The 26063-nt window shown below is 63.0% G+C and carries 22 protein-coding genes and 3 pseudogenes; 15 read left to right on the forward strand and 10 right to left on the reverse strand.

All coding sequences use genetic code 11. The annotated features are described in order from the left end of the window. The first annotated feature begins 127 nt into the window (after positions 1-127). From nadD to ACXPWS_RS10030, 5 genes are read left to right on the forward strand one after another with little or no spacing between them, the layout of a single operon-like run. Complete coding sequence (nadD, locus tag ACXPWS_RS10010; RefSeq protein ID WP_458713478.1) at positions 128-760, forward strand: nicotinate-nucleotide adenylyltransferase; 633 nt, start codon at positions 128-130, stop codon at positions 758-760. Continuing rightward, a complete protein-coding gene (gene rsfS / locus ACXPWS_RS10015; RefSeq protein ID WP_458712291.1) occupies positions 757-1143 on the forward strand; it encodes a ribosome silencing factor in 387 nt (128 codons plus the stop codon). Before nadD ends, rsfS begins: the two co-directional genes overlap by 4 nt. Then, positions 1140-1796, forward strand: coding sequence for a glucosyl-3-phosphoglycerate phosphatase (gene gpgP, locus ACXPWS_RS10020; RefSeq protein ID WP_458712292.1), 657 nt, complete (start codon positions 1140-1142; stop codon positions 1794-1796). Before rsfS ends, gpgP begins: the two co-directional genes overlap by 4 nt. Then, complete coding sequence (gene octT / locus ACXPWS_RS10025; RefSeq protein WP_458712293.1) at positions 1786-2532, forward strand: diglucosylglycerate octanoyltransferase; 747 nt, start codon at positions 1786-1788, stop codon at positions 2530-2532. The genes gpgP and octT overlap by 11 nt, the downstream gene beginning before the upstream one ends. Continuing rightward, complete coding sequence (locus tag ACXPWS_RS10030; RefSeq protein WP_458712294.1) at positions 2529-3365, forward strand: DegV family protein; 837 nt, start codon at positions 2529-2531, stop codon at positions 3363-3365. Before octT ends, ACXPWS_RS10030 begins: the two co-directional genes overlap by 4 nt. Here the strand turns inward: ACXPWS_RS10030 and ACXPWS_RS10035 are convergent, their stop codons facing one another. The 3 genes and pseudogenes from ACXPWS_RS10035 to ACXPWS_RS10045 all read right to left on the reverse strand — a co-directional run bounded on the left by ACXPWS_RS10035 (position 3366) and on the right by ACXPWS_RS10045 (position 6458). Continuing rightward, entirely contained in the window at positions 3366-4409 is a 1044-nt protein-coding gene (locus ACXPWS_RS10035; RefSeq protein WP_458712295.1) for an NAD(P)H-dependent amine dehydrogenase family protein, read from the reverse strand. Positions 4410-4973: 564 nt separating this feature from the next. Beyond that, positions 4974-6124 (reverse strand): annotated as a pseudogene (locus ACXPWS_RS10040) (IS3 family transposase). Positions 6125-6194: 70 nt separating this feature from the next. Then, positions 6195-6458, reverse strand: a complete 264-nt coding sequence (locus tag ACXPWS_RS10045; RefSeq protein WP_458712296.1) for a hypothetical protein — start codon at positions 6456-6458, stop codon at positions 6195-6197. 194 nt (positions 6459-6652) lie between these two features. Between ACXPWS_RS10045 and ACXPWS_RS10050 the strand changes: the two genes are divergently transcribed. Both ACXPWS_RS10050 and ACXPWS_RS10055 read left to right on the forward strand, forming a co-directional pair. After that, positions 6653-9841 carry a cytochrome P450 gene (locus ACXPWS_RS10050; protein ID WP_458712297.1) on the forward strand — a complete coding sequence of 1063 codons (3189 nt, stop codon included), beginning with the start codon at positions 6653-6655 and terminating at the stop codon, positions 9839-9841. 515 nt (positions 9842-10356) lie between these two features. Beyond that, on the forward strand, positions 10357-11592 hold the full coding sequence (locus ACXPWS_RS10055; RefSeq protein ID WP_458712298.1) for an MCE family protein: 1236 nt from the start codon (positions 10357-10359) through the stop codon (positions 11590-11592). A gap of 340 nt (positions 11593-11932) precedes the next feature. Here ACXPWS_RS10055 and ACXPWS_RS10060 read toward each other — a convergent pair whose 3' ends face one another. Continuing rightward, on the reverse strand, positions 11933-12964 hold the full coding sequence (locus tag ACXPWS_RS10060) for an amidohydrolase family protein (RefSeq protein WP_458712299.1): 1032 nt from the start codon (positions 12962-12964) through the stop codon (positions 11933-11935). Between the two features lie 119 nt (positions 12965-13083). Between ACXPWS_RS10060 and ACXPWS_RS10065 the strand changes: the two genes are divergently transcribed. From ACXPWS_RS10065 to ACXPWS_RS10100, 8 genes and pseudogenes are all read left to right on the forward strand, one after another. Next, on the forward strand, positions 13084-13320 hold the full coding sequence (locus tag ACXPWS_RS10065; protein ID WP_458712300.1) for a hypothetical protein: 237 nt from the start codon (positions 13084-13086) through the stop codon (positions 13318-13320). Positions 13321-13753: 433 nt separating this feature from the next. Then, positions 13754-14434 carry a TetR/AcrR family transcriptional regulator gene (locus ACXPWS_RS10070; protein WP_458712301.1) on the forward strand — a complete coding sequence of 227 codons (681 nt, stop codon included), beginning with the start codon at positions 13754-13756 and terminating at the stop codon, positions 14432-14434. A gap of 375 nt (positions 14435-14809) precedes the next feature. Further along, the gene (locus tag ACXPWS_RS10075; protein WP_458712302.1) at positions 14810-15523 is read left to right on the forward strand and encodes a hypothetical protein; all 714 of its coding nucleotides are present in this window, start codon (positions 14810-14812) and stop codon (positions 15521-15523) included. 166 nt (positions 15524-15689) lie between these two features. Beyond that, entirely contained in the window at positions 15690-16196 is a 507-nt protein-coding gene (locus ACXPWS_RS10080) for a cytochrome c oxidase subunit 3 (RefSeq protein ID WP_458712303.1), read from the forward strand. A gap of 11 nt (positions 16197-16207) precedes the next feature. Then, the gene (locus ACXPWS_RS10085) at positions 16208-16483 is read left to right on the forward strand and encodes a cytochrome C oxidase subunit IV family protein (protein ID WP_458713479.1); all 276 of its coding nucleotides are present in this window, start codon (positions 16208-16210) and stop codon (positions 16481-16483) included. Positions 16484-16837: 354 nt separating this feature from the next. After that, the gene (locus tag ACXPWS_RS10090) at positions 16838-17263 is read left to right on the forward strand and encodes a tautomerase family protein (RefSeq protein ID WP_458712304.1); all 426 of its coding nucleotides are present in this window, start codon (positions 16838-16840) and stop codon (positions 17261-17263) included. A gap of 214 nt (positions 17264-17477) precedes the next feature. Then, positions 17478-18950 carry an aldehyde dehydrogenase family protein gene (locus ACXPWS_RS10095; RefSeq protein WP_458712305.1) on the forward strand — a complete coding sequence of 491 codons (1473 nt, stop codon included), beginning with the start codon at positions 17478-17480 and terminating at the stop codon, positions 18948-18950. Between the two features lie 780 nt (positions 18951-19730). Next, positions 19731-19990 (forward strand): annotated as a pseudogene (locus ACXPWS_RS10100) (ATP-binding protein); the annotation flags it as partial. A 107-nt stretch (positions 19991-20097) separates the two neighbouring features. On the opposite strand, the gene ACXPWS_RS10105 reads toward ACXPWS_RS10100, so the two are convergent. From ACXPWS_RS10105 to ACXPWS_RS10130, 6 genes and pseudogenes are all read right to left on the reverse strand, one after another. After that, positions 20098-20973, reverse strand: coding sequence for a VOC family protein (locus ACXPWS_RS10105; protein WP_458712306.1), 876 nt, complete (start codon positions 20971-20973; stop codon positions 20098-20100). Then, complete coding sequence (locus ACXPWS_RS10110) at positions 20901-21896, reverse strand: LLM class flavin-dependent oxidoreductase (RefSeq protein ID WP_458712307.1); 996 nt, start codon at positions 21894-21896, stop codon at positions 20901-20903. Before ACXPWS_RS10110 ends, ACXPWS_RS10105 begins: the two co-directional genes overlap by 73 nt. A 477-nt stretch (positions 21897-22373) precedes the next feature. Further along, positions 22374-22571, reverse strand: coding sequence for an LLM class flavin-dependent oxidoreductase (locus ACXPWS_RS10115; RefSeq protein WP_458712308.1), 198 nt, complete (start codon positions 22569-22571; stop codon positions 22374-22376). Beyond that, positions 22568-23074, reverse strand: a complete 507-nt coding sequence (locus ACXPWS_RS10120; RefSeq protein ID WP_458713480.1) for an acetoacetate decarboxylase family protein — start codon at positions 23072-23074, stop codon at positions 22568-22570. Before ACXPWS_RS10120 ends, ACXPWS_RS10115 begins: the two co-directional genes overlap by 4 nt. 323 nt (positions 23075-23397) lie before the next feature. After that, positions 23398-23949: a VOC family protein gene (locus ACXPWS_RS10125; RefSeq protein ID WP_458712309.1), complete on the reverse strand. Its 552-nt coding sequence runs from the start codon at positions 23947-23949 to the stop codon at positions 23398-23400. Between the two features lie 121 nt (positions 23950-24070). After that, positions 24071-25956: pseudogene (locus ACXPWS_RS10130) on the reverse strand (acyl-CoA synthetase); the annotation flags it as partial. Positions 25957-26063 lie beyond the last annotated feature (107 nt).

A 26063-nucleotide genomic window follows, 5' to 3' on the forward strand; every position in this document is an offset into this window, starting at 1 on the left:
GCCCAAACTCACCTTCTGGCCGATTTGTGCGAGTGCGTCCCGGCAAAACGTCGACCTCGGCGCGTGCTGAGGTGACGGTGGCACTCCCGTAAGCTGGCTCTTCGTGACCAGACGCAGGCTCGGGGTGATGGGCGGGACGTTCGATCCCATCCACCATGGCCACCTCGTCGCGGCCAGTGAGGTGGCCGACCAGTTCGAGCTCGACGAAGTGGTGTTCGTTCCCACCGGTCAGCCCTGGCAGAAGCGCGACCGGCAGGTCACTGCTGCCGAGGACCGTTATCTGATGACGGTCATCGCCACCGCCGCGAATCCCCGGTTCTCGGTGAGCCGGGTGGACATCGACCGTGGCGGGGCGACCTACACCACCGACACCCTGCGCGATCTGGCTGCCCTCAATCCCGGCACCGACCTCTACTTCATCACCGGCGCCGATGCGCTGGCCTCGATCCTGTCCTGGCAGAACTGGGAGGAACTGTTCGCCCTGGCCCGTTTCGTCGGGGTCAGCCGCCCCGGTTACGAACTCGACGGCGAACACATCGCCGAGGCCATGAAAGAACTGCCCGAACACGCCCTGACCCTGGTGGAGGTACCCGCATTGGCCATCTCGTCGACGGACTGCCGGCTGCGCGCGCAGCAGTCCCGGCCGATCTGGTACCTGGTGCCCGACGGTGTGGTGCAGTACGTCTCCAAGCGCGGCCTCTACGGTTCGGCAGGCAGAAGCACCACGTCCGGGGAATCGATACAGGAGGCTCGCCAGTGAGCGCCACTCAGGAAGCGGTGGCCGCGGCCACCGTCGCGGCGCAAGCCGCCGCGTCAAAGCTCGCCGAGAACATCGTCGTCATCGACGTGTCTGGGCAGTTGTTCATCACCGACCTGTTCGTCATCGCGTCGGCCTCCAACGAGCGGCAGGTCAACGCGATCGTCGACGAGGTCGAGGACAAGATGCGCCAGGCCGGGTACAAGCCGGCCCGCCGGGAGGGCACGCGCGAAGGGCGCTGGACACTGCTGGACTACGTCGACATCGTGGTGCACATCCAGCACAGCGAGGAGCGGGAGTTCTACTCGCTGGACCGGCTGTGGCGGGACTGCCCGCTGGTGCCCGTCGACCTCGAGGCTTCCGACGACGTGGAGAGCCCGGAGTGACCATCCGCCGGTTGGTCCTGTTGCGGCACGGCCAGACCGAGTACAACGCCGCAAGCCGCATGCAGGGCCAGCTGGACACCGACCTGAGCGAACTGGGGCGTGAGCAGGCGGTCGCCGCCGCCGAGGTGCTGGCCAAACGGCAGCCGTTGATCATCGTGTCCTCGGATCTGCGCCGCGCGCTGGACACCGCCACCACGCTGGGCGACCGGTCCGGGCTCGGGGTGCAGATCGATGAGCGGTTACGCGAAACCCACCTCGGGGACTGGCAGGGCCTGACTCACCTTGAGGTGGATGCCGCCGCACCCGGTGCCCGGGTGGCCTGGCGTGATGACGCGCGGTGGGCGCCGCACGGCGGCGAGAGCCGGGTGGACGTCGCCGAGCGCAGCCTGCCGGTGGTCGCCGAACTGCTTGCCTCCCAACCCGAATGGGGCGCCGACGGATCGGATCGCCCGGTGGTGCTGGTCGCCCACGGTGGGCTGATCGCCGCGCTGGCCGCTGCCCTGCTGGGGCTGCCCGTCGACAACTGGCCGGTGCTGGGCGGGATGGGTAACGCCAGCTGGGTGCAGCTGTCCGGGCACATCGTCGACGACGCGGTCAAGTGGCGCCTCGACGTGTGGAACGCTTCGGCGCAGGTGGCCAACGATGTCCTCTGAGTCGCCACGGCGCACGCTGCTGGTGTTCTGCGATTCGCTGTCCTACTACGGCCCGACCGGCGGCCTGCCCGCCGACGATCCGCGGATCTGGCCCAATATCGTTGCCGAACAACTTGGTTGGGATGTCGAGCTGATCGGCCGGATCGGCTGGACCTGCCGCGACGTATGGTGGGCCGCCACCCAGGACCCGCGCTCATGGGCGGCGCTGCCCCGCGCTGGTGCGGTCATCTTCGCCACCTGCGGAATGGACTCGCTGCCCTCGCCGTTGCCGACAGCGCTGCGCGAGCTCATCCGCTACGTGCGACCGCCCTGGCTGCGGCGCTGGGCCCGTGATGGGTACGGCTGGCTGCAGCCGCGATTCTCCTCGGTGGCCCGTCCCGCGCTGCCGGCGCACCTCAGCGTCGAGTATCTCGAACAAACCAGGGCCGCAATCGATTTCAACCGCCCCGGCATTCCCGTGGTGGCCACCATCCCGTCGGTGCACATCGCCGACACCTACGGTCGCTCGCACCGCTGGCGCGACGCCACCGCGGCCGCGATCACCGAGTGGGGTGAGTCCAAGCAGGTCCCGATCGTCGACCTCAAGGCCGCGGTGGGGGAGTACGTGCTCAGCGGTCAGGGCAACCCCGACGGAATCCACTGGAACTTCGAGGCGCACGCCGCCGTGGCCGACCTGATGCTCAAGGGTCTCGCCGAAGCCGGGGCATATCAGCCGGGCCCATCCGCCGGCGCATGACCGTCCAAGTGGTGACCGATTCGTCGGCACGGCTGACCGCAGCGGACCTGGAGCGCTGGCGCATCCGTCAGGTGCCGTTGCATGTGCTGGTCGGTGGAACCGATCTGCGCGACGGTATCGACCCCATGCCCAACGATATCCACGACCGCAGCCAGGTGACGACCTCGGGGGCCTCACCCGCCGACCTCGCCGAGGCATACCGACAGGCGCTGGTCGACAGCGACGGTGACGGGGTGGTCGGGGTGCACATCTCGGCAGCACTGTCGGGTACCTTCAGCACCGCGGTCACGGCGTCCCGAGAATTCGGTTCCGCTGTGCGCGTGGTGAATTCACGATCAGCCGCAATGGGTATCGGTTTCGTGGCGCTGGCCGCCGCCCGCGCGGCGGCGTCGGGCGCCGAGCTGGATGCGGTGGAGGCCGCGGCCAGGGCGGCGGTCCCACGCGGTCAAGTCTTCATCGTCGTGCACCGGCTGGACAACCTGCGCCGCAGCGGCCGGATCGGTACCGCGGTGTCCTGGCTGGGCACCGCGCTGTCCTTGAAGCCGCTGCTGCGCCTGGACGTCGACGGCCGGCTGGTGCTGGCGCAGCGGATCCGCACCGTATCGAAAGCGCATGCGGCGATGGTGGATTCGATCGCCGAGATGGTGGGGGAGCGTGGCGCCTCGATCGCAGTGCATCACGTGGACAACCACGACGATGCTGCCGAGCTCGGTGCGGCACTGACCGCACGGCTGCCGCAACTCGAGTCGCTCACCGTGTCCGACATGGGCCCGGTGCTGGGCGTGCACGTCGGTGGCGGTGCGGTGGGAGCGTGCGTCAGCCTGGCCGAGTGATCAACCCGCGAACCGGCCGGTGATCGGCGGCAGGTCCTTGAGGGTGACGATGCCGGGGCGGGCGGCCACCACCGCGGGTACCGCATTGGTCACCGGCAGCGCGGTGTAGATCATGCCCAGCCCCATGAAGCCGGGCTCGGTCCAGTCCTTCGGCGGCAGGCAGTGCAGCACGGTGCGCATGTTGGGTAGCCCGAACACCTGGATGACATGGCCGTGCTCAAGGGGTTTCGGCGGCGTCACGTGGTCGCCCATGGTCCAGTTGAACCCGACACTGACCACATTGCGGTCGCCCACCCAGCCGCGGTGATAGCCGTACACGCTGCCGACGGTGCCCTCGGGAATCTGCATGAATCCCAAGTCGGTGTCACCGGTGGCGGCGGTGAAGGTGACATCGAAGGTCATCCGGTCCAGCTGGGCGCCGATCGCGTCGGCCATCATCGCGGCCGACTCGGCGAACACTTCGCTTTCGGCCCGCACGCTCTCGGCCAGCCCCGGCGTGTCCGGGTCCTGGCCGAAACCCATGGCCGACTGGGTGCCCGCGGATTCGTAGGTGGAACAGTCCACCGATTCGGTGATCCGGATCTCGTCGACGCGCTCACACGAGCCGGACAGCACCATGCCCACCATATTGGTCATGCCGGGGTGGGCGCCGCTGCCGAAAATGGTGGAATTACCTGTCGCGCAGGCCTTCCTGATGCGGTCAAGGTTCTCGGGGGACTGCTTGCCGCCGGTGATCCAGGCGGCACTGGAGCACACGTTCACCCCGGCCTCCAGCAGCCGGACCAGTTCATCGATGTTCGGCCACAACGGGTTGTAACAGCAGGCGTCGGGCTTCAGGGCGATCAGGGCGTCGATATCGTTGGTGGCCTCGACCCCGGTGGGCTCGGGCCAGCCGGCCAGCTGCGCGGCGTCCACGCCCACCTTGTCGGCGCCGTGGGCGTATACCCCGACCAGTTCCAGGTCCGAGCGACCGATGATGGCGTACAGGGAACGCTTGCCGATGTTGCCGGTGGTCCATTGAATGACTCGTAGCGGGGTGCCCATGGGTGAACACTATTCTAGAAGTGTTCAGCGGTGTAAGCGGGGTCACACCTAGCGCAGATCTACGGTGCGTGTCGCTTCTCAAACGAAATGTCACAGTCTCAATTTGCGTGTCACGCGGATGTCATTTGTGACATGAAAGTGAGACAGGTCAGGTCTGGAGGCTGCGGCCGCGAGGGTGGGGGACCGTAGCGCCGGTCAAATGGATTCGGCCTTCGGGAAGCGCTAGTCATGTCTGGGCCACGTTGCTGATCGATCTGTCGCGCATGGGGGGCCAGCGAGGTGTGCTGCCAGTACTGCTAGATATGGGCGGGGACAGGGGTGGGCAAAGTTGTCACGGACCGTACGCCGCTTTCTGTCGTGTCCCAGTCGACTAGCCATTCAGCCACATGATCGCCGGGATAACCGCGAGCGACGTCAGCGGCCCACTGGCGGACTACTTGCGCGCGATCGACCAGCGTCTCGTCGAGGTCGAAAAGCTACACCGCCACGGATAACAATGGGACTGCCCCGGGTTCAGTTGGCTCGCTGATGTGTCCTGGTTTTGTGGTGTCGCCATGCTTGGTTTCAGGCCACGGGTTGGGCGGATTGGTGTAGCAGTTCGAGCTCTATCGGAGTGCGCATACCGAGGGTGGAGTGACGCCGTTGGCGATTGTGGAAGATCTCCAGGTGGTCGAATATCGCATTGGCGAGTTCGATTCTCGTCTTCCAGCGTTTGCGGTTGTGTAGCTCGGTTTGCATTCTGCCCGAGAATGATTCGATCATCGCGTTGTCGTAGCAGTCGCCGATCGAACCCATCGACGGGACCAACCCTGACCGTCTGGCCCGATCGGTGAAGGCCCAGGAGGTGAATTGCACGCCGTGATCCGAGTGAATGATCCCACCGGCCCGCGGGTCACGGTTAGCGATGGCCATCCCCAGCGCGTTGGTGACCAAGGTTGCGGTCTGACTCGAATCGATCGACCAGCCGACCACCCGTCTGGAGAATGTGTCCAGCACGACCGCACAGAACACTTTGCCTTTGTAGGTGCGATGCTCGGTGATATCGGTGACCCATAACCGATTTGGAGACTCGCGGGTGAACATCCGCTCGACCAGATCGCTCGCCGGGGGAGTCTCGTGACGGGGTCGGGGACGGCGAGTTCCTGGTGAGGCCTTTGATGGTCGCACGGGCCATCAGCATCTGCACCTGGGTGTGGCCGACCTGCAGACCCAACCCGAGAGTCAGTTCGCTATGAACCCTGCGTGCACCGTAGGTGCCCCGTGAGGCGGTGTGCACGGCCCGGATCTGATCGGTCAGCTAGGCGTGGCGCAGCGCGCGTGGCGATGGAGCCCGCGACCGCCACGCGTAGTAGCCCGAATCGGTCACCGCCAATAGCCGACATGCGACCTGCACAGGTAGTCCTTCTGCGGCCATGGTGGCTATGGCCGCGAATCGCCTCTCGGGTCATTCGGCTCCCGCAGCAGCTCACGAGACCTTTTCAGGACGGCAACTTCGGTCTCCAGCTCGCGGATGCGTTTATTGGCCGCACTGAGCTCGGCCAGTTCGGCGCGGTTGAGCCCGGGCAGCTGACCGGTGTCGATGAGCTCCTGGGGGGCCAGCTGTAGATGGTTTGGTCGCTGATATCCAGATCGGCAGCGATCTGGGCAATAGGGCGCCCGGCGGGCGCCAGATCGAGCACTCTGCGCCGAAACTCTTCGGAATAACGCATGGGCATCGACACGGCTCCTTCACGGGACGTCGTGACCAAAAGTCAGGCAAACCGACTCCATGCAACCCAGGGCACATCAACGAGTCAACCAAACTGCGGCAGTCCCATGCATGTCCTGCATCACGTCGATGGCGCGCCAAAATATGCGTGCCTTGCTGACTGGATTGGGATGCAACGCCACGGTGAGCGCAAGGTATGCGGTTCCCGTCGACAACTCGACCGCGAATGCCGTGGTGCCATCGCGCATGGCGCCGCGACCGCCGACGCAGTGCGCCGACGACACAGCGCTTACGACGGGCGCGGTCGCTGCGTTGGCGCGGCTGACCGCCTGGCGCCGCATGCTGTCCTCGGTGGCTATGCCGGACCGGTGATTCGCCCACCTGCAGCGGAGCTGCGTTGGGTGCCAATGACTGCGCGGTACCTGATAGGCAATCAAATTGCTTTGATTACGACTCGTTCATGTGACTATGTCGTATGAACGAGTCGGTGCTACCGTGGTCGCGAGTCCCACCGTCGCAAATTGAGGAGCCGTTGATGACCGCCACAGCCCAGTCCCAGGCCTGGATCCCCGAGCCGCCTGCGCTGCCGTTTGTCGGTCATGCACTGAGCATCCCCGGCGGGGCCGACACGTTGGTATATGTGATGTCGTTGGCTGAGGAGCTTGGCCCCATCTTCCGGCTCCGGGTCTTTGCCCAGGAATTGGTTTTCGTCGCCGGGGCGGATCTAGTGGCCGAGCTGTCGGACCCTGCGCGGTTCCGTAAAAGCGTGCACCACGATCTGGTCCGACTGCGCGACATCGGTGGAGACGGATTGTTCACCGCGTTCAACGACGAGCCGAACTGGCGCAAGGCGCACGACATCCTGTTGCCCGCCTTCTCCCTGGAGGCGATGCGCGATTACCACGCCACCATGGTGGGCGTGGCTCGCGCACTGGTGAGTCGATGGGATGACCACGCACGAAACGGCGATGCCGTCGAGATCGCTGCCGACATGACGAGGCTGACCTTCGACACCATCGGCCTGTGCGGCTTTGGCTTCGACCTCCAGTCGTTCGAACGCGATCAACCCCATCCGTTCATCGTTGCCATGACTCGCGCTCTGCTTCATGCACAGAGCATCGGCGAAACACCGCCTGTGCTCCGAGGATTGAAGGTCGTGGCCAACTGCAGATATCAACAAGATATCGCCTTGATGCGGGATGTTGTCGACAAGGTGATCCGCGCTCGCCGCGACGCCGGAAGCGCGGATACAACAGACCTACTCGGAAGAATGCTGAACACCCCCGACAAGCGCACCGGGAGTCCGCTGGACGTCGAGAACATTCGCAACCAGGTCATTACCTTCCTGATCGCGGGGCACGAAACCACCAGTGGCGCGATGTCCTTCGCGATTCACTATCTCGCCAAGCATCCCGCAGTCCTGCTCAGGGCACAATCCGAGGTGGACGCGTTGTGGGGCATCGATGACGACATCGATCCCAGCCATGCCGACGTCGGCCGCCTCACCTACATGCAACAGGTCCTCAACGAAGCGCTGCGGTTGTGGCCGACTGCGCCGGGATACGCTGTCGAACCAACCGAGGACACTGTGATCGGTGGCCGCTACGACATACCTCGCGGGGCATCGTTGCAAATTCTCATTCCCCAGCTTCATCGCGACCGGCAGTGGGGCGACAGCGTAGAATCCTTTGACCCGGAGCGGTTTTCGCTGGAACGTAGCCAACAACGCCCAGTGCACCTGTTCAAGCCTTTCGGCAACGGGGAGCGCGCCTGCATCGGGCGCCAGTTCGCCCTACATGAAGCGACGCTGGTGCTGGCGATGCTGGTGCACCGCTACCGATTCGACGACCACACCAACTACCAGCTGCGCATCGCCCAAACGCTCACGATCAAGCCCGACGGGCTGACTCTGCGCTTGATCCGCCGCACCGCTGCGGACCGGCGGCGTGCACTGCCGGGCGCCGCGCCACAACCCTCCGCCGCGTCTGCTCCAGCCCGGCTGAAGTCTGCGGGCGGGGCGAAATTGCTCGTGCTGCATGGCTCCAATCTGGGCACTTCGGCCGGCATCGGTCGAGACCTCGCGGCTCAAGGTACCGAGCTGGGTTTCAATGCCGATGTGAAATCCATCGACAAGGCGGTTGGCCAGTTGGCAGACGGAACACTGGCGGTCATCGTGGCGTCCTCGTACAACGGGCTCCCGACCGACGACGCCGCGCAATTCGTCGACTGGCTCCAGAAGTTGCCCGCCGAGTCTCTGCGCGGAGTTCGGTACGCCGTTCTCGGTGTCGGCGACCGCAACTGGGCTGCCACCTACCAGTACATCCCGACATTGCTCGATCAGCGGCTCGCCGCGGCCGGGGCGACTCGAGTCCTCGAGCGTGGAGTCGTCGACGTCGCAGGCGATTTCGCCGGCATGGTCGACGGCTGGACCGCAGCCCTATGGGCGACATTGTTGCAGGCGGCCGAAGACGCTGCCCCGCCCATCGAGAGGACACCAGCCGAGAGCGTGTACATCGTCGAACCGGCGCCCGAGTCGCTGGACACCGCACTCAAGCTTGCCCACGGACTCCAGGAACTCATCGTCCTGCAGTCCCATGAACTCGTCGACACCAGTAGCCCTATCGGGCGGTCTAAGCGATTCCTGCGGCTGAGTCTGCCCGCCGACGCGGGTTACCGCACCGGCGATCATCTTGCCGTGCTGCCTCGCAACTGCCCCGAACTGGTGGAACGCGTTGCCGCGCGATTCGACTTGAACCTGGACAGCTCGGTCATCATCAGGCGAAGCGGCCGCAGCCGCGTGGCGATGCCTACCGACAGCCCGGTAACCCTTCGCGCCGTGCTGTCCGATTACGTCGAACTGCAGCAACCGGCGACGCAGGAGCAACTTTCCGTCCTAGCCCAACAATGCGCCTGCCCACCCGAACGCACGCCACTGGAGGAGCTGGCCAACGACGCCGCGGTGTTCGCCGAACGCGTCACCGCGACCGGTATCAGCATTCTGGACGTCCTCGAGCGTTACCGATCCGTGGAACTCGGGTTCGACGCGTTCCTAGACATGCTTCCGGGATTGCGGCCGCGCCGTTACTCGATCTCGTCGTCACCGTTGGCCCAGCCGCACGCCGTCGATCTGATGGTCGCGCTGTTGGAGGTGCCACATCGAGACGGCGCGGGCACCTATCGTGGGACGGGATCGTACTTCGTGAGCCGTCTGCAACCCGGTGACGTGGTCCTGGGCCGTGTCCTGGCTTGCAACGAGGCGTTCCGGGTGAGTCCGGGTCAGCCATTGATCGCGATCGCCGCCGGAACCGGACTGGCCCCGTTCCGAGGCATGATCCACGATCGGTTGCACACTTCAGACCGCGGTGCACTCACCTGCTACTTCGGCTGCGACGACCCCGATGTCGACTACCTACACCGCGCCGAACTCGAACAGTCGCAGGCCGACGGCGCCGTTGATATGCGTCCCACCTTCGCGCTGGCGCCCGAAAACGGCCACACTTTCGTCCAGCATCGAATCATCGACGAACACGAGCGGGTGTGGTCTCAGCTGGAAGGCGGTGCAGCGGTGAGGGTCTGTGGCGACGCGAACCGCTTGGTGCCCGGCGTCGAAGCGGCGCTGCGTGAGGTCTATCTCCGCCACGGAGGCGGTCACGCCGAGGCGGGCGCGTGGCTCGATGAGTTGCGCAACACGGGACGATATGTCGTCGACGCTTGGTCGAACTGAACCCAACACCGCGGCATTCCTCTAGTTGGGTGCGCCTTGTGCTCCGACGAGCAACTCCGTGCGAATTTCGAGCTTCTGCAGGAATCCGAAATACCCAGGGGTGCAGACGATCTTGGATTGCGCGCCAAGAAAGTGAACTTCTTTCGGTTCGTAGTGCAGTGACCGTCGCGTCCTGATGCAGGGATACTCGCCAGGTGCGACGGCAGCTGCAGGGGCGATCAAGTGCTACTTGTTCACTGGTGCAGTTGGGCGTGATAGGCGGTTCCAGCGGCGATGTGGTGCGGATCGACTCTGTCGACGAGGGCCGGCTGTCGCGGTGGCTCGCACTTGCGGCACCGCTGTGCGCTCACCAGCACGGGATCGCCGGCTCGCAACGTGAATTGATCACGTGGGCAATGATCGGCCCATTCGAAGACGGCGGAATCCAAGGTGATTGAGTCTGCGCAGACCTCTGTGGATGTGGTGCGACGCAGTGGCTGCTCAGTCTTGGCCGTCCTCGTGGCAGGGGCGGCGTGATGAGCCTGTCGAACTGGCCCGAACAACGAACCACCCTGAACGATTCGAAGACCCCGCCCTACAAGTTGGCGGGCATGGTGCTGTTTGTGGCTGCGGCGATTGTCTTACGTGTGACGTGGTTGGAGTTCCGTGGCACTTTCGACGAGACGGCGAGCTTGACGGTGATAGCCCAGCGGTCCGGGCTATCGATGGACCCAGGCTCCAAGGTCACATTCAATGGGGTGTCCATTGGGCGCCTGAAATCCTCGGATGCGGTCACCGACGGTGAATCCGATCGCGCCAGGTTGACCCTTGACGTCGACCCGCGATACCTGCAAATCATCCCGCGGAACGTCAGCACCGAACTGCGCGCAACGACTGTGTTCGGTAACAAGTACATCTCCTTGCTGTCCCCCGAGTACCCGTCGTCGGTGACATTGACCGATGGAGCGGTGCTCGACGCCACTAAGACCACCACTGAGTTCAATACGTTGTTCGAGACGATCGTAGATATCTCGCAACAAGTGGACCCAGTCAAGTTGAACCAGACGTTGACCGCGGCTGCGCAGGCTCTCGACGGCCTCGGCGATAAATTCGGCCAGTCACTGGTCAACGGGAACGACATCCTGGGTGACCTGAATGCTCGGATGCCCCAAATTCACCGAGACACAGAGGGGCTGGCCGATCTAGCCACTGCGTACGCAGTCGCTTCGCCGGAGTTGTTCGACGGCCTGACCCATGCTGTGACCACGGTCCGCACGCTGAATCAACAGCGAAGGGAAATCGATGAGACGCTGATTGCGGCCGTCGGCTTCGGCAACACCAGCGGCGACATCCTCGAGCGAGGCGGCCCGTATGCGGTGCGCGGTGCACAGGACCTACTTGCCACCACCAAACTGTTTGACTTTTACAGCCCTGAGTTGTTCTGCACCATCCGCAACTTCCACGATGTCGCACCCAAACTTGCAGCCGTAGAAGGTGGCAACGGCTATTCGGTAGCTACCAACTCCGAGATCCTCGGGGCGGGCAACCCCTACGTGTACCCGGACAACCTGCCGCGGACTAACGCACACGGTGGGCCGGAGGGCCGGCCGGGCTGCTGGCAGCCGATCACCCGGGATCTGTGGCCGATGCCGTATCTGGTGATGGACACCGGTGCCAGCATCGCGCCGTACAACCACTTCGAGCTCGGGCAGCCGCTGGCCTCCGAGTACGTCTGGGGCCGGCAAGTGGGGGAGAACACGATCAATCCCTGAAGATGCGATTTACCGATCCGAGCATTGGTATGTTGCGTCGGACCTCGGGAGCAGGTCACGCGTGCACCTCGATGCGCCTACCACTCAGTGGTGGTGCACGTGCAGGCAAACCCGCGGATTCAGGCCTGCTCGGTGGCCCGGTTGACGAGGTTCGCAGATCGGCGCAGATCACTTTTGCTTGCGGTTAACCGCACTGGTCACGCGGCCGAGCCCCAGACCAAGTACCCACGATGCGCCGCGCCTTCGAATTTCTGTGTTGTTGATCCCCGTTCATGGGAATGCGGGTGGCGCAGATATCCGCGCGCTAGTGAATTGGGAGTGCCGCTGGACCTCGAGACTGTCAGGTGGTTCCCATCAATCCGACGACGGTGCGCATGGTGCGCCGGATGATGCTGTGGCCCAACGCGGTAGTCCGCCGTGTGGGTATTGGCACAGTTGCGGCGCCGAGCCGCGGGAAAAGTGTGAGTGCATTGCTGCGGTTGATGCACTCCAGCTCGGAGTCATCGATCGCGGGGTAGGTGTCGAGACCGGCGGCGAAAAGTTGTCCGGCCACTGACGGCGCAAAGGGCCAGTCGGAGCCGAACAGGACATGGCCTGGTCTGGCGAACGCGAGCAGACTGGGTAGCGCCGCGGCGCTTGACGACAGTGCGGTGTCGAAATAGAAACTGGTGAATTCATCCAGGGTGTCGGCGGGACTACGCCCCACCTCGCCCATGAGGCCAAGCGCGAGGCGATGCGACGCATAGGGGAGAAACCCGCCTGCGTGGGCGAGAATGAAATGGATATTGGGATACCGACGTGTAACTCCGTTGCGGACGAGTAGATAGCCGGCCCTGGTCGTATCGAGCAGGAAATCGGCGACAAATGGCGCGATACCCGTGACTGTGGGGCCGGGCAGTTCTCCCGGGTGGACGAACACCACGGCAGATCGGGCGTCCAATGCGGCGAACAGGTCGCCTTGACCAGTTTGGCCGAGGTAGGTCCCGGCGCTGTTGGCAAGCAGGATGATGCCATCGGCGCGCAACTCGTCGAGGGCGCGAACCGCTTCGTGCGCTGCCTGTTTGGCGTGTGGCATCGGCACGGTCGCGAAGAAGCCGAACCTGTCGGGTTGATTCTTGGCGAGCTCAGCGGTGTAGTCGTTGATGTCGCGTGCGAGGGCGGTGGCGTCTGCAACGTTTGTCAGGAAGGTGGTGCCTGGAGCCGATACCGACAAGATAGCCGTAGAGACGTTGAGTTCGGCCATGGCGGCTAGGGCCGCCTCGGGAGTCCAGTCGGGCAGTGCTCGCCCCGCGAAATGGCCCAGGCCGGCTCGACGCATCGCGTCGCGATACGTCGGTGGGATGAGGTGTTGGTGTGTATCGATACGCAGCATAGTTCCTCGCTGACGGCGGATCGCGGTGCAACTGTGAGGGCCGGTACGTCACAGCGAATCGGCTGTTCCGGGTGTGCGCGGCAGTCCGGCCAGCACCTTTAGGTGACTCTACGTCATTGATGATCAGTCAGCTAGCCTGTAGCGCAAAAACGTATGGCGCCACACGACAATCCGCAGTCGAGGGCCGCATTCGCGCATACACATCGAGTCGTCCAGCCCTCACCGACACGCTCCGCATTGCCGCCGAGTTGCGTACGCGGATCGATTTCCTGAGGTTGGCGTTAGCGCCGATGGTGCGCAACGGCGCATACAAGGACATCACGGGCAACGAAAGCAACGTGGAAAAGAGCGGGTGACAAAACTGGTCGCTGAGCAATGGAGTCAATTCGAGGACACTCTTCGTCGACTCGATGAAACGTGGCCTCGCCCATTGATCAAACTCCCGGCGAGTGGCAGTCGCCTAGCTGCCGATAGCGGCACGAGAACTCCGTGGCTCGACGACCTCGATTTCGCCGATTTGTTGCAAGCTTCCGACTACGCGCGGGAGGGCGTCGGTGTTCGTCTAGACCTGCAGTAGCTCGCGAACGCTCCGTTCGGCGAACACGGCGGGGAGATGCGGCTGCCGCGAACAACGAACACCCGTCGGCGACACCCTCGCCGAACCCGGCGAGACGAAATCGAGACGAAGTAGTGATGCAGGTGCATGGCCGCAGCCACGATGCACTGTCCGCCTAGACTGGGACCTAGCGATGGCGGCGTTGCCGCCGATGGTCAGATTTGGACAGGTCGATGGGAGACACCACCTTGCCAACTCCACCACCGGTGCGGCAGACCAGCCGCGCAGTACAAAAGGCTGAAACCCGTCAGCGGATCATCGATACCGCAGTCGCCATGTTCGCCGAACGCGGATACGAAGATGTGGCCGCCGCCGAGATCGCAGCAGCGGCCGGCGTGGCCCACGGCCTCCTTTTTCACTACTTTGGCAGCAAGCGAGGCATCTACCTGGAAGCGATGCGGGGTGCGGCGGAGCAACTAGATCGAGCGTTCGTATTCGACCCCATGTCACCCCCGGCGCAGCAACTGCGTGACGGGCTGACCTCGCATTTGCGTTACCTAGTGACACATCAAGGCCTGGCACTTCGCTTGGTCTTGGGCGGCCGGGGCGCCGATCCACAAGCGTGGGAAGTCTTCGAAGCGGCGCGCTGGCGTGCAGTCGAGGCGACTACGGTCCTGTTTGGCGTTGACCCGCAAAACGCGGCCGCACGCATGGCGGGGCGCGCTTTGGTAAGCGCAATCGACGAAGCGACGGTCTACTGGCTGCAAAACGGCGAGCCATTCGAGATCTCGGAGTTGGTCGAGTGGATGGTCCGCATGGCGTTTCACACGCTGCGGGAGGCTGTCGCCTTGGATCCGAATCTCGCCATCGATCCGGCGCTAGCCAAAATGTTGCGCCTTCCCGAGGGCGGCTGAGCGACAAATTCAACGGCGTTGCCGCAGCGCTCACATTTCGTTGACAATGAATCAGTGAAATTGTATGGTCACTCCGTGCGCCAACAACCGATGAACACTCCCGTCGGCGCACTAGGTGTTACGACTATCCCGTCGGGCATTGAACGTCGACTTCCGGCTTGAATCGCGGGAGAAGTGTTCGACTGCGATCGGCGGCGAGGCTAGCGCACTCGTCGTCGGAGCTTCTCTGCGACGCGGTCATCGCGCCAGTTTCGCGGACAGCGAGGTCGTCAATCTGCTCTGGGCCGAAGAGCGCTGCTTGACGACAACCAATCCGGATCCGACCCGCGTACGTGGCCCGCTGTTTTCGTGCGCGATAGAACTCAAGGAGGCCCAATGACCGGTACTACGACCCAGCGGGGCAGTGACCCACTGGTGCAGATGGCCGCGTGGACGCCGCTGGCCTTCATCGTGTTGTTCAGTATCGGTTGGTTTGGCTTGGCCCGGTTCTTTCCGCCAATTTCTCCGGCCTTGTCGGCCAACGAGGTCGCTGGCATTGTTGCGGCACACCACACCTCGCTGATGCTCGCAGCGGTGGCGATCATGGTGGCGACGGTGCTCCTGATGCCGTGTTCGGCGGTACTGGTGCTGATGATCCGCAAGATCGAGGGCCGCGCCGGGATCGTCACCATCATGATGGGTTTCACCCTGACGACGAACCTAGTGTCGAACTTTCTCACAGGTTTTTTCTTGTCGGCCGCGGCTTTCCGTATCGACCGCAGTCCCGAGATCACGCAGCTGGCAATCGATCTGACGTTTTTGTTGATCATGGGCGGGATCCCGCTGTTCGTGATGATCTTCTTCCTCGCGGCATACGCATTGCTTGTGGTGAGTTCACGTGACAAGCCAGTGATGCCTCGGTGGGCCGGATATGTCAACCTCTGGGCCGGGATCCTATTCCTGCCCGAGTTGCTGGTCTACTTCTTCAAAACGGGTCCCTTTGCGTGGGATGGGGTTGTCGGGTTCTGGATACCAGCCGTCATCTTCGTGTCGTTCTTCTTCGTGGTGACATTCATCATTGTCCCGTTGACCCGTCGCCGCCGGCTCTAGTCTTGCTGCCTTGCGACGACGTCATCACGTTGAGCCGCCGCCGTTACGTGCATCGTGGACACGGCCCCCGAAGCGAATGACTACCCAACACAGCGAATCAGCGAGTAGAACCCCCAAGCGACATGTGCCGGGTGAACGAGAGCTGTGGGTCTTCCTGTTTGGGGACATGGTTGTGTTCGCAGTGTTCTTCGCTGTATGGACAGCTGGCGCCTTCGATCAGCCTGAGGTATTCGATGCGGGTCGTCGACATGCTGGCCGTGTGTTCGGTCTAGTCAACACGCTTGCGTTGATCACGAGTTCGTGGTGTGTGGCCTCGGGACTGCGTCTGGCCCGAGCCGATCGGTTCGCCACCGCCGGCCGCCTTTTTTCGGCGGCGTGGGGTTTAGGTGCGGTGTTCGTCATCGTTAAAGTGTTCGAGTACCGCCATAAGATCCAAGCGGGCGCCGACGCGGTCAACAATCTGTTCGACATGTATTACTTTGTGTTCACAGGAATACATCTACTGCATGTCCTTGTCGGCATGATCGTGCTGGCGTTGATGGTGGGTCGCACGCGCAAGGTGCGTCGCAGGTCCGCGGACATCATGTTCATGGAGGGCGCTGGGGCGTACTGGCACCTCGTGGACGTGTTTTGGATCGTGCTCTTTCTGCTGATCTACATCATTCGAGTGTGAGTTGAGTGAACATGCAAACGCCAGAGCATCCCGGTTGGGCGCCCGCTACCGTCGTGTGGGCCACGCTTGTCGCGCTGACACTGGCATCGTGGACGGACAGTACCTTCGCAAGAGCGTCGATCCTGACCACCATAATTGTCATCGGCCTCTCGGCATTCAAAGTGGTCCTTGTCGTCGCCTCGTACATGGAGATCGCCGCAGCACCCAGGTGGCTTCAGGCCCTGTGCGGTCTCTGGATGGTGGTTGTGTTTGGGACAATCTGCTTGGGATATCTTCTGCCCCAATAACTCGGGTGCCCTTGCGGATGTCCGCCTCAGGCGGGGCGGTCGAATTAAGCCCGGCGCTTCCAAGCGGCACTCGTCTCCACAGCGATGTGTATTCGCTGCGGACCGAGTATCGACGTGGTTGGCAGCGCGGCGTCGAGGCCGCCCGCTGGCGGAGCCATTCGCCGCCGCGTGATTTCGTTGACACATAGTCAATCAATAGTTAGAGTGATAGCTGATAGCTGATAGCTGATAGCTGATAGCGGTCGCGACGGCCGGCATGCGGTGACGCGAAACCTATTAGGGTTGATCATATTTCATGAATGCCGGGCTCTTGATGACCGGTGACTCGGCTCCAGTCTGACGAAGGGAGGGGGCATGCCGGTCTACGAGTGTCTGACTGCAGAGGGTTCACTCGATGCAGAGCAACGCCGCGTATTCGCCGAACAGGTCACCGCAATACATACCGAAGAAACCGGGGCGCCAGCTGATTTCGTCCACGTGGTCTTTCCCGAGCTGTCTGCTGAACACATGTACTCATCGGGTAAAGCGGCCAGTCCCAGCATCATTCGTGGACAAATCCGTGCTGGCAGGCCACAAGAACTCAGAGAGCGGCTCATCACCAGAATCTTCCAGGCCTACACCTCGTTGACGGGAGCCGCTCCCATGGCTGTCGTGGTCGCCGTCCTCGACGTACCGGCGCAATGGGCCATGGAAGATGGGCGCATTCTGCCCGAGCCCACCGAGGAGGCTGAGGCGGCGTGGTTCGGGGGCATCGTTCACTCGACTCCGCCGGACGCGTGACGTCGACTCATCTAAATCTCCTGGACTTGACCGGCAACGAGAATCCTACGTTCGGGTTGTTGAGGGCAGGCGATTGTCAGGGCCTTGGCGGCGGGGGCGCACTCTCGGTGACACCAATGCTGACCCGGGCGCAATGTCACGAAAAGCAGTCTGCTCAACCATTCCGATAATCACGGCATCGAAGGCATACCATTCGGTCGAGGAGGAGAAGCTCATGACACTCGCCATCCAGCGTGACGCTGCGGTGAACGCAGACGTCGATGCAATCGATGACTTGCGCAACAGCTTTGAGGCAATGCGCGACGCACAGATTCACGATCCTTACCCAAGCAGAGACGAACGGCGCGAGCTGCTCGGCTCGTTGGCAGCGATGATGGTTGGCAACCGCGAGCCAATCCAGGAAGCGCTGCGCGAGGACTTCGGCGTGAACGCGAGGTGCTTTACCGACTTCGTCGAAATCCTCGGTGTCGCGGCTCGCGCCTCGTTTGCGGCCGACTCACTCGATCAGTGGATGTCTGACGACAGCCGGCCTCTTGACCCAGCGATCTTCGGCAACGGGCGAGCGTTCGTGCGGCCGCAACCCAAGGGCCTCGTTGGCAACATCGCTCCGTGGAATCTTCCATTCGAACTCGCGGTAGGCCCGATTGTCGAGATGCTTGCCGCCGGCAACCGGGTGATACTCAAACCGTCGGATCTTGCCCCAGCCTCCGCTAAGTTGCTGCAGGAGCTGATTGTCCGCGCTTTTGACCCGCTCCGGGTAACCACCGCAGTCGGCGGCATCGCATTGGCGAGAGCGTTCTCGTCGCTGCCATGGGACCACCTCATGTACACCGGTAGTACCGACATCGGGCGTGAGGTGATGCTCGCTGCGGCACAGAATCTCACCCCGGTCACACTTGAGCTCGGCGGCAAATGCCCGGCGATCTTCACCGAAAGCGGCGTGACTGAGGCAAACATCGAGCACATCCTGGGCGTCAAGCGCATCAAGAGTGGCCAGATTTGTGTGTCTGTCGACCATGTGCTCGTGCCCCGCGCACGGCTGGAGGAGTTCGTCACCCTTGCTCGGCAGTCGATGGCGAGCGCGGCGCCCGCATTCTCCACGTCTGCCGACGTCACAGGCTTGCTGACCATTCGTCATTTCGACCGGATTCAGGAGATGGTCGAAGAGGCCCGCAGCGCGGGCAGTGACGTCATCGCACTCGACGCTGACGGGATCACTGATCGCGACGAACGGCGCTTTCCATTGACACTGGTCGTGGACCCCGCACCGCACACGCGGGTTGCCCGCGAGGAGATCTTCGGCCCGATCCTCGTCGCTCTGCCTTACGACGACCTCGATGAGGTTCTGGACGAGATCGCCGCCGGTGACCGTCCGCTGGCCGCCTACATTTTCGGTGCCGACGAGAGCCAGAACGAACACCTACTAGCGCGCATCACCTCGGGTGGGGCGGCAGTGAATGCGGCCGGCTGGCAGGCCGCCCTGCCCAGCATGGGCTTCGGTGGCAGCGGTGCCAGCGGTATGGGTCGACACCACGGCGTTGATGGCTTCCGGGAATTCTCCAATCTGCGGGGCATCTTCATTCGCGGCCAAGCCGACCACACGGCGTTGCTCGTCCCCCCACACGGACCCACGAGCCAATCTGTGGTGGCGGACCTGTATCGACACGTGACCGGCAGCGCCCACTGACGAAACCCGAGCGCGGGTCGTCGCTGACTGAGGTCACACCAACGGGCCGTAGCGGGTGTGGCGATGCTGCCAATCGTCGCATGCTCGAACTGATACACCCCTATTCTGTGCCGTTGGGATCGACGGGACGGACGCCGGTGGTGAGCGTGGTCATCTGTTCTGGCCCCGATAGGTGACGTTTTCTGCACTAGGTCCTGATCGTGGTTGGTGGCCGCTGCTGGGCGAGTCTGCATCAGTACGGCCCCTCCGGTGGATGAATGATTCCTGTCGAACGGCGACCGACGCCGTTGCGCAGGGAGGACGAACGAGGTGGATGCCCGAGTGGAACTCTTCGGGGCGATCCGGGCCGACCCACGGGGCGAGCAGTTGTCGGTGCGCGAGTTGGCAGAGCGGCATCTGGCCCACCGGCGCACCGTCCGACAAGCCCTCGATAGTGCGCTGCCACCGACGCGCAAGACCTATCCGCGGTCGCGGCCCGCGATCGCGCTGTGGACCGCCATCATCGACGCATGGTTGCAGGGCGCTCGCAAGCAGCGTCATACGGCCCGACGGATCTGGCAGCGGCTCGGCGCCGAGCACGACGCCAGCCTGAGCGAGGTTTCGTGTCGCGTTACGTGCAGGCCTGGCGGCGTGAACGCGGCAAGACTGGGGTCGAGGTTGTGGTGTCAGACCCATGAGCCCGGTGCAGAGGCCAAGGTCGACTTCGGCGAGTTCTACACCGTGATTGCCGGTGTCTCTACGAAGTGTCCCCTGTTCGTGCTGTGGCTCTCGGCATCCGGGAACCGTCGCGGAGCCGAACTGTTGTTCCGGGTGCTGACTGAACGCGAAGAGATATTGCTCGTGTAGCCCGCGCGTCGCGGCGAAGAACAGCGTGGCCATCGTCTCCAACGACAGCTTCGGATCGTGGACCAAGACCTTCACCGACCCGTGCCTGTGCGCCGCGATCGGTGACCGACTCACGTTCGGCGGCAACATCATCGAGACCGGAACCGACTCTTATCGCCCACGCCCACGCCTGCGCTGCGCGGGCAGCTACCTGACCGTCCTTGAAAGGATCATCGTGAGCCGTGGGGTCACCAGGACGACATCTGGATGCCTGCCTGCCGAATGGTGGCCCCACCCGGCTGCCTCGCTTGACCTGCGCCCCTCAGACCCGCTCAACAATTTTCAGTGAAATACTGAGGAAATCGACTGGGTCGATAACGACAGTCGGCCCGTCGGGTGTTTCGCGGCGATTGTGCACGGTCAGCCCCAGCGCGGTCACATCTGTGATGGCACGGTCAAGATCCGCGGTGACCACGCCCACCGAATGCACACCTTCGCCGTGGGTGGCCATGATCTGCGAGATCGGACCATCAAGTGCCGTCGGCTGGGTAAGGCGAATACCTAGGCCATTGGTGGTCGATACGGCATCAGGGTGGTGACCGCCAGCCGGCGGCGGGAAGGACGCACCGGTCAACATTGTGAAGAAGTCCATGGCTGCGGCGATGTCGTGCACATAGAACTCGATGTGGTCGAGGTACTTCGGAATCGGACAGTGCAGCGGATCATCGGGCAACCCGCGCTCGACAAGTTCCATCTGCGCCCCGAAGTACCGTTCCAGCTGGGCTTGCAGCATCTGCTTGCCGAAACCGGCCTCCTCGCTGCCGATCCTGCTGACGATCGGCAGGCCCAGGTCGGTGACGTTGGCGACAGCTTCGTCGATGTCGTCGACGCGGAACGCCACGATGTAGACACCGAGTTCCTCGCTTACTCCGCCGAATATCGGCTTGTCCATGTCGATCGGCTGGAACATGTCGAAACCACCGAGCTGGTGGTAGCTGGCCCATGCATTCCACTCCTGCCCACCGTACGGATCCGAACTCTTACCGCCGATTAGCGCCTCGGCGACGGCGATCGCTTTCGGCAAATCGGAGACCAAGAGGTGGATGTGGTCGAGACCACAGACCTTCACCGGGCCTCGACCTCCGACGTTGGTAGGTGCGGTCTGACCTCGTTGTCGAACAATTCGAGCATCCGCCATGCTTCGGTCGGCGGAATTCCGCCTAGCAGCGGGTTGATCAGAAACACCCCGCGTGGTCCGAGCTGCCGGCCGAGTTCGATAGCCTCGTTGGGGGTCAGCACCCGGTAGGCTGGGTTTTGGCGCACCTCGGCCGCCGTCTCCCCGCTCTTGTACGGGCCAGCGGCCTCGCCGTACCCCTCGACGGTGAACGCGTTGTACTCCTTGATCTGACTGATCACATACGGCATCAGCAGGTCCCATGCTTTGTCCACGTCGTCGGCGACCCAGAGGAACACTGGCCCCAACGGCTTTGCCGGACCTGGGTCGGGTCGCCCCACCTTGAGGCATTCCTCACGGAAGGGCTGCCACAGCGCTTCGCTGTGTGGTGTGGAGAAGCTGTCGGCGATGCGCGCGGCGCGGCGCGCGGCCGCCTCACCTCCGCCGCCGAGGAACAGTGTCGGTGGGGTTTCAGGGATGGGCCGCACGAAGATCGTGCGACCCTGATAATTGAAGGGTTCGCCAGACCACGCCTGCCGCAGGAACTTGACAGTATCGCCGATCGTACGCCACCGATCCTTGAGATCGGTTCCGTACAAGTCGCATTCGCGTTGCCGGTAGCCACCGCCGAGCACCAGATCGAAGCGGCCGCCGGAGACCAGTGACAGCACGGCCGCATCCTCGGCTAGTCGGATCGGATTGTAGAACGGTGTCAGCAGCACATTGGGCCGCATCCTGATCTGTGTGGTCCGACCCGCGACCGCAGCGCATGTCACCAACGGTGATGGGAGATAACCAGATTCAGACACATGATGCTCGCCAAAGTTGACATAGGCAAACCCTCGCTCGTCGGCCCATTCAGCAATGTCCAGCATGGCGGGATACTGATCGCGGTGCGGCGTGGCGTCAGCCGTCGAACGCAGCTCAAAGACTAGGTGCAGTTCCATGGCAGCTCCTCCTCATTACGGTTCCGACAAGCCGGCCGGCGGCCGTGTGCGGGTCGGCTCTCTCGCGCGTGGCCGTCCGCCTCGGATTTGGCCGCATTGTCGTCCGGGAATCTGTACTGAAATTAAAGCGGGCGCCTTCCCGCTTTCCTAGATGACCTAACCGCTGAGCGGGACGACAAGATCGGCCGTGGATGACCTACACGGTCCCGGTCGGGCAATCACCTGGAGGTGCGAGATACCCAACCCCCACCGCGGACCCCTGATGGGAAGCGAGGGCGCCATAAGCGGGCCCGAGTAGACTTGGCACTTCGTTGATGCCCAACACCGATTCGAGAGGAACACGACAAAATCTAGTACGGCCGGCTACCGGTAGCGCCGAAAGTGTGGTCCCACAATTGCATTCGACGCTGTCCGAGCTTAGTGTAGCTGTCATACGTTCGCAGTGGAACTGTCATTCGATGGATCGCGCCGTTCGTCTCAGTGTTGTTGTATAGTCCCGAAGGCCAGCTCGATTCGGCTTGTCTTGGCGGCAATGTAGCCCAGTTGGCTCACCGCATCGAAGCTGGATACCTCGGGGACGGTGAGTCGATCGACACCGACGCTTTCGAACTCCACGAAGTTATCGATGGTTTCGCTGAAATCGTCGGCGTAGCTGATCGCAAATCTCAATTTCACCTGGTTCTCCTTATCCCTGTGCGGGTATAGCGGATCTGCGCTGGTGCCACCGCGGTTGGGCGAGGTCGTCGCAGACGACGGTGAGTGCACTCAGGGGCAGGCCTGTCGGGACGCGGGTTGGCGTCGACGATATCGAGGACGGGTAGGTCGGCCATCCCCGCCATCCCCGCCATCACGTGGGCGAAGGGTTGCAATCTTGCACAGCCCGTCCGCTTGATGGTCACCTCAGTGATCCTGGTGCTGACCAATTCGCAGGTGCGCCGACGGATGCTGCGACCGCAAATCATCTTGAGCGTGAACGCAGGACGGGCAAGTTCGTCCGGTGCATCTGTAGTACCTAGTGTGCGGTGCTTGAATCCCATGGTTGCCGTCGCACCCCATAGCGAGCTGTAGTTGAGTGTGTGGGAGGAGAGATCGAGTCGGGCAAAGCTGAGTTTTTTCAGAAGTCCCGAGACTTCACGCGCACTGGCGACGGCGGCGCGATTGCCGACGTATATAGCCAGATCGGAATCTCGTTGTTTCTCAACGTATTAGACCACGATGAGTTGCCCACGCTCGGTGTCGACACCGAGCCCGCTGACCTAGGGCATCCGGGTTGCCGTGAAGCACAACAACGACTCGAGGGCATGCAGCGGCTCGGGCACCCACGGACGCAGTGTGTGAGGGTTGCTGCAGCGGGTGACGGTGAAGCACCAGCAGTCGGCGACTCGGTAACCGCCGGCGGGAATGTCGGCGCGGGGGTCGGCCGCGGGATATCGGTTCTAGCCATGGTGTTTCGGCTCGTCATGGGCTCAGGGTCTGGTGGCGCAACCACGGAGCAACCGGGTCACGTGAACATCAATTCCAGGACGTTGAGCTGTGGCGTCTCTAGCGCCCACCGCCTCGACGTTAGAACGGTCACGGGGATGCCTGCGGCCAACGCGGTCGCCATCGTGTCGGGATCGAAGCTCGGACCGATGGGGTCAGTGGCGTACTCGTCAGCGGACATGTACTCCGTCGCCTCATCGGGACTGGCGAAGTTGTCGATCTGGAGTTCCACCATGTTGCCGTCCGGGTCACGGTAATACAGCGACGTCGTGACGCCGTGCTGTATCGGCACGCGGGGAGTGATGCCTTCGGCTTTCAGGCGGGTGTAGGTCGTCAGCAGTTCTTCGAGGGAGTCGAAGGTATAGGCAGAGTGGGCCAGGCCGGTGGTGATGGGGGTGCGTTCGGCGAGTCCTGGAATCTGTGTGATCGCCAGTCGGTGGTGCTCGTCATCGAACGTGAGAAACGCGATGAACGCGTTTTCGTGGACAACGCGAGCGTTCAGAACCTTCAAATACCAGTCTTTGAGTACCTGCAGCCGGGGGGTTTGCAATACGAGATGGGCCAACTTCATGTCGACGTTCTCACTCTCTCCGGTTGTCGGTACCGTCGCGCACCACCATTTCATTCATTGACTCATGGTCAATGAAAGCCTTCGAAGGCCGCCCACTGCTGGCGGCGTGCTTACCTTCATCCCGCTCAATCATGTAGGCGAGTGTGTAACGGGCCAAGGCCGTTTCGACCGTCAAGCGGTCGGTTTCGCCGGCTATCACCACTGTCGTCATCGGCGAACCGTTGCGCAGACCGGTCCGTATGTCGAGGACGCCGATGACCTCAGCGAGTGCTTCGTGCACGGCCTCGTGTGCCGCTGCGGCACGTAGCGGAACCTTGTACGGTTTCCCGACCGCGGTGAGTGGTAGCTCATCAATGACGCTGACGGTCCTTGGTCTAGCGGCCGGTTCGGTGATGTGTTGTGCGGCCCAGGTTTGCAGGTCATCGGCGACGACCGTGGCCTCCGGCGCCAAGGTGACGTATGCGGTCGGGACTTCGCCGGCATAGGCATCGGGTCGACCGACCGCGGCGACGCCGGTCACCTCCGGATGGGCGAGCAGTGCATCCTCGATGACGACAGGATCGATGTTATGGCCGCCGCGGATGATGAGGTCTTTGGCGCGCCCGGTGAGGTAGACAAACCCTTCCTCATCGATCCGCCCGAGATCACCGGTGTCGAGCCAGCCGTCCACCAGCGCTCCGAAGCCGTCCAGCACAAATTGTCCGTCCGCATCGCGGCCCGCCAAATAGCCGGGGAACACCGTGGGGCCAGCGATCGCCAGCGTCCGATCTCCCCACCTCGGCAATCGTGCCAGCGTCCGTTCCCGTCGACCTGTACCACTCTGACGTGTTGGTAGGGTAACCGCTGACCGATGGCGCCTCGTCGACGGTCCTCAGCAAAGCCGCGCACACTGGCGCATCCAGCTTCTGTCAGTCCGTATCCCTCGATTAGCATTGTGCCCGTGCGTGATTCAAAGTCATCGCGAACGGCCGGCGGCAGCGGCGCTGCGCCAACCATCGCAAACCGCAGCGTTGAGATGGCTGCATCCACGGGGCATGCAGCGAGAGCCCCGTACACAGTCGGTACTGCGCTCATCGCGTTGATACCGTAGTGCTCGACCATCTTCCAGAAATTGGCATACAGCGCGGGGTCGCGATACCCGAGCGGACCCGCCCACACCGTGTGTTGACCGCGAAGCAGCGGTGCCAACAACGTAACCACCACGGCGTTGACGTGAAACAGCGGTAAGGCGGCGAAAATGACTCCGCTTTCGTCGAGCAAGGAGTTGGCTGCGAGCATCCATGCATTGGTGACTTCGTTGGCATGGGTGTGCGCGGCGAGTTTGGGTGTGCCCGTGGTGCCTCCGGTATGGAAGAAAGCAGCCAGGTCTTGTGATTGTGGGGGGTCGCCGTGGAATGCCGACCCGTCGTAGCCCTGGGCCCCGTCAGTGAGATAGGCAGTCGACGCCCCCGGGGCGCTGGGTGGCATCGACGCGGTGATCACGCCGGTGGGACGAAGGATAAAGAGGTTGTCGACCGCACTCTCGCGTGCCAGATACTGTGCGGTCTGCCAATTCGTGTCGTCCAGTTCTGGGCCAGCAACGATGACAACCCTCGACCCAGTCCGTGCAACCAAATCGACTACGGTTTCGACGGAAAGTGACCCGTTGACGGGTGCGGCGATGCCGGCAAGCTGGGCTGCCAGGGTCGCGGTTATCAACTCGTCACAGTTTGGACTGATCAAGGTGACGACGTCATGTCTGCGGACACCTATGTCGCGCAGCATGTTCGCGGTCCGATGTACGTCCTCGAGCAACGCTCCAAAGCTGCGGCTCACCGGCTTCTGCCAATGATCGGCATCGGGAATCACGCTGAGCGCGGCGCGATCTGGCCACAGACTGGCCGCCCGGAAAAGCGCAGCATAGGTCGTCGCAGGCAGTCCCCGCTGAGGGAGGGCAACCCGTTCGATCTCGACCAGGTCGTCCGGTCTCTCGTAGCGCGCAGGCCACAGGTTATCCACGTTGGCCATGCCGATTGCTCCTCGGTCTCGTCTTCTGCTGGGGAATATCGCGGGGTGGGCTGCAGAATTGGGGTGATCTATGCTGCAAAGCCCAGCGCAGTTTCGTCGAAGATCTG

The organism is Mycobacterium sp. BMJ-28 (genome assembly GCF_054404835.1).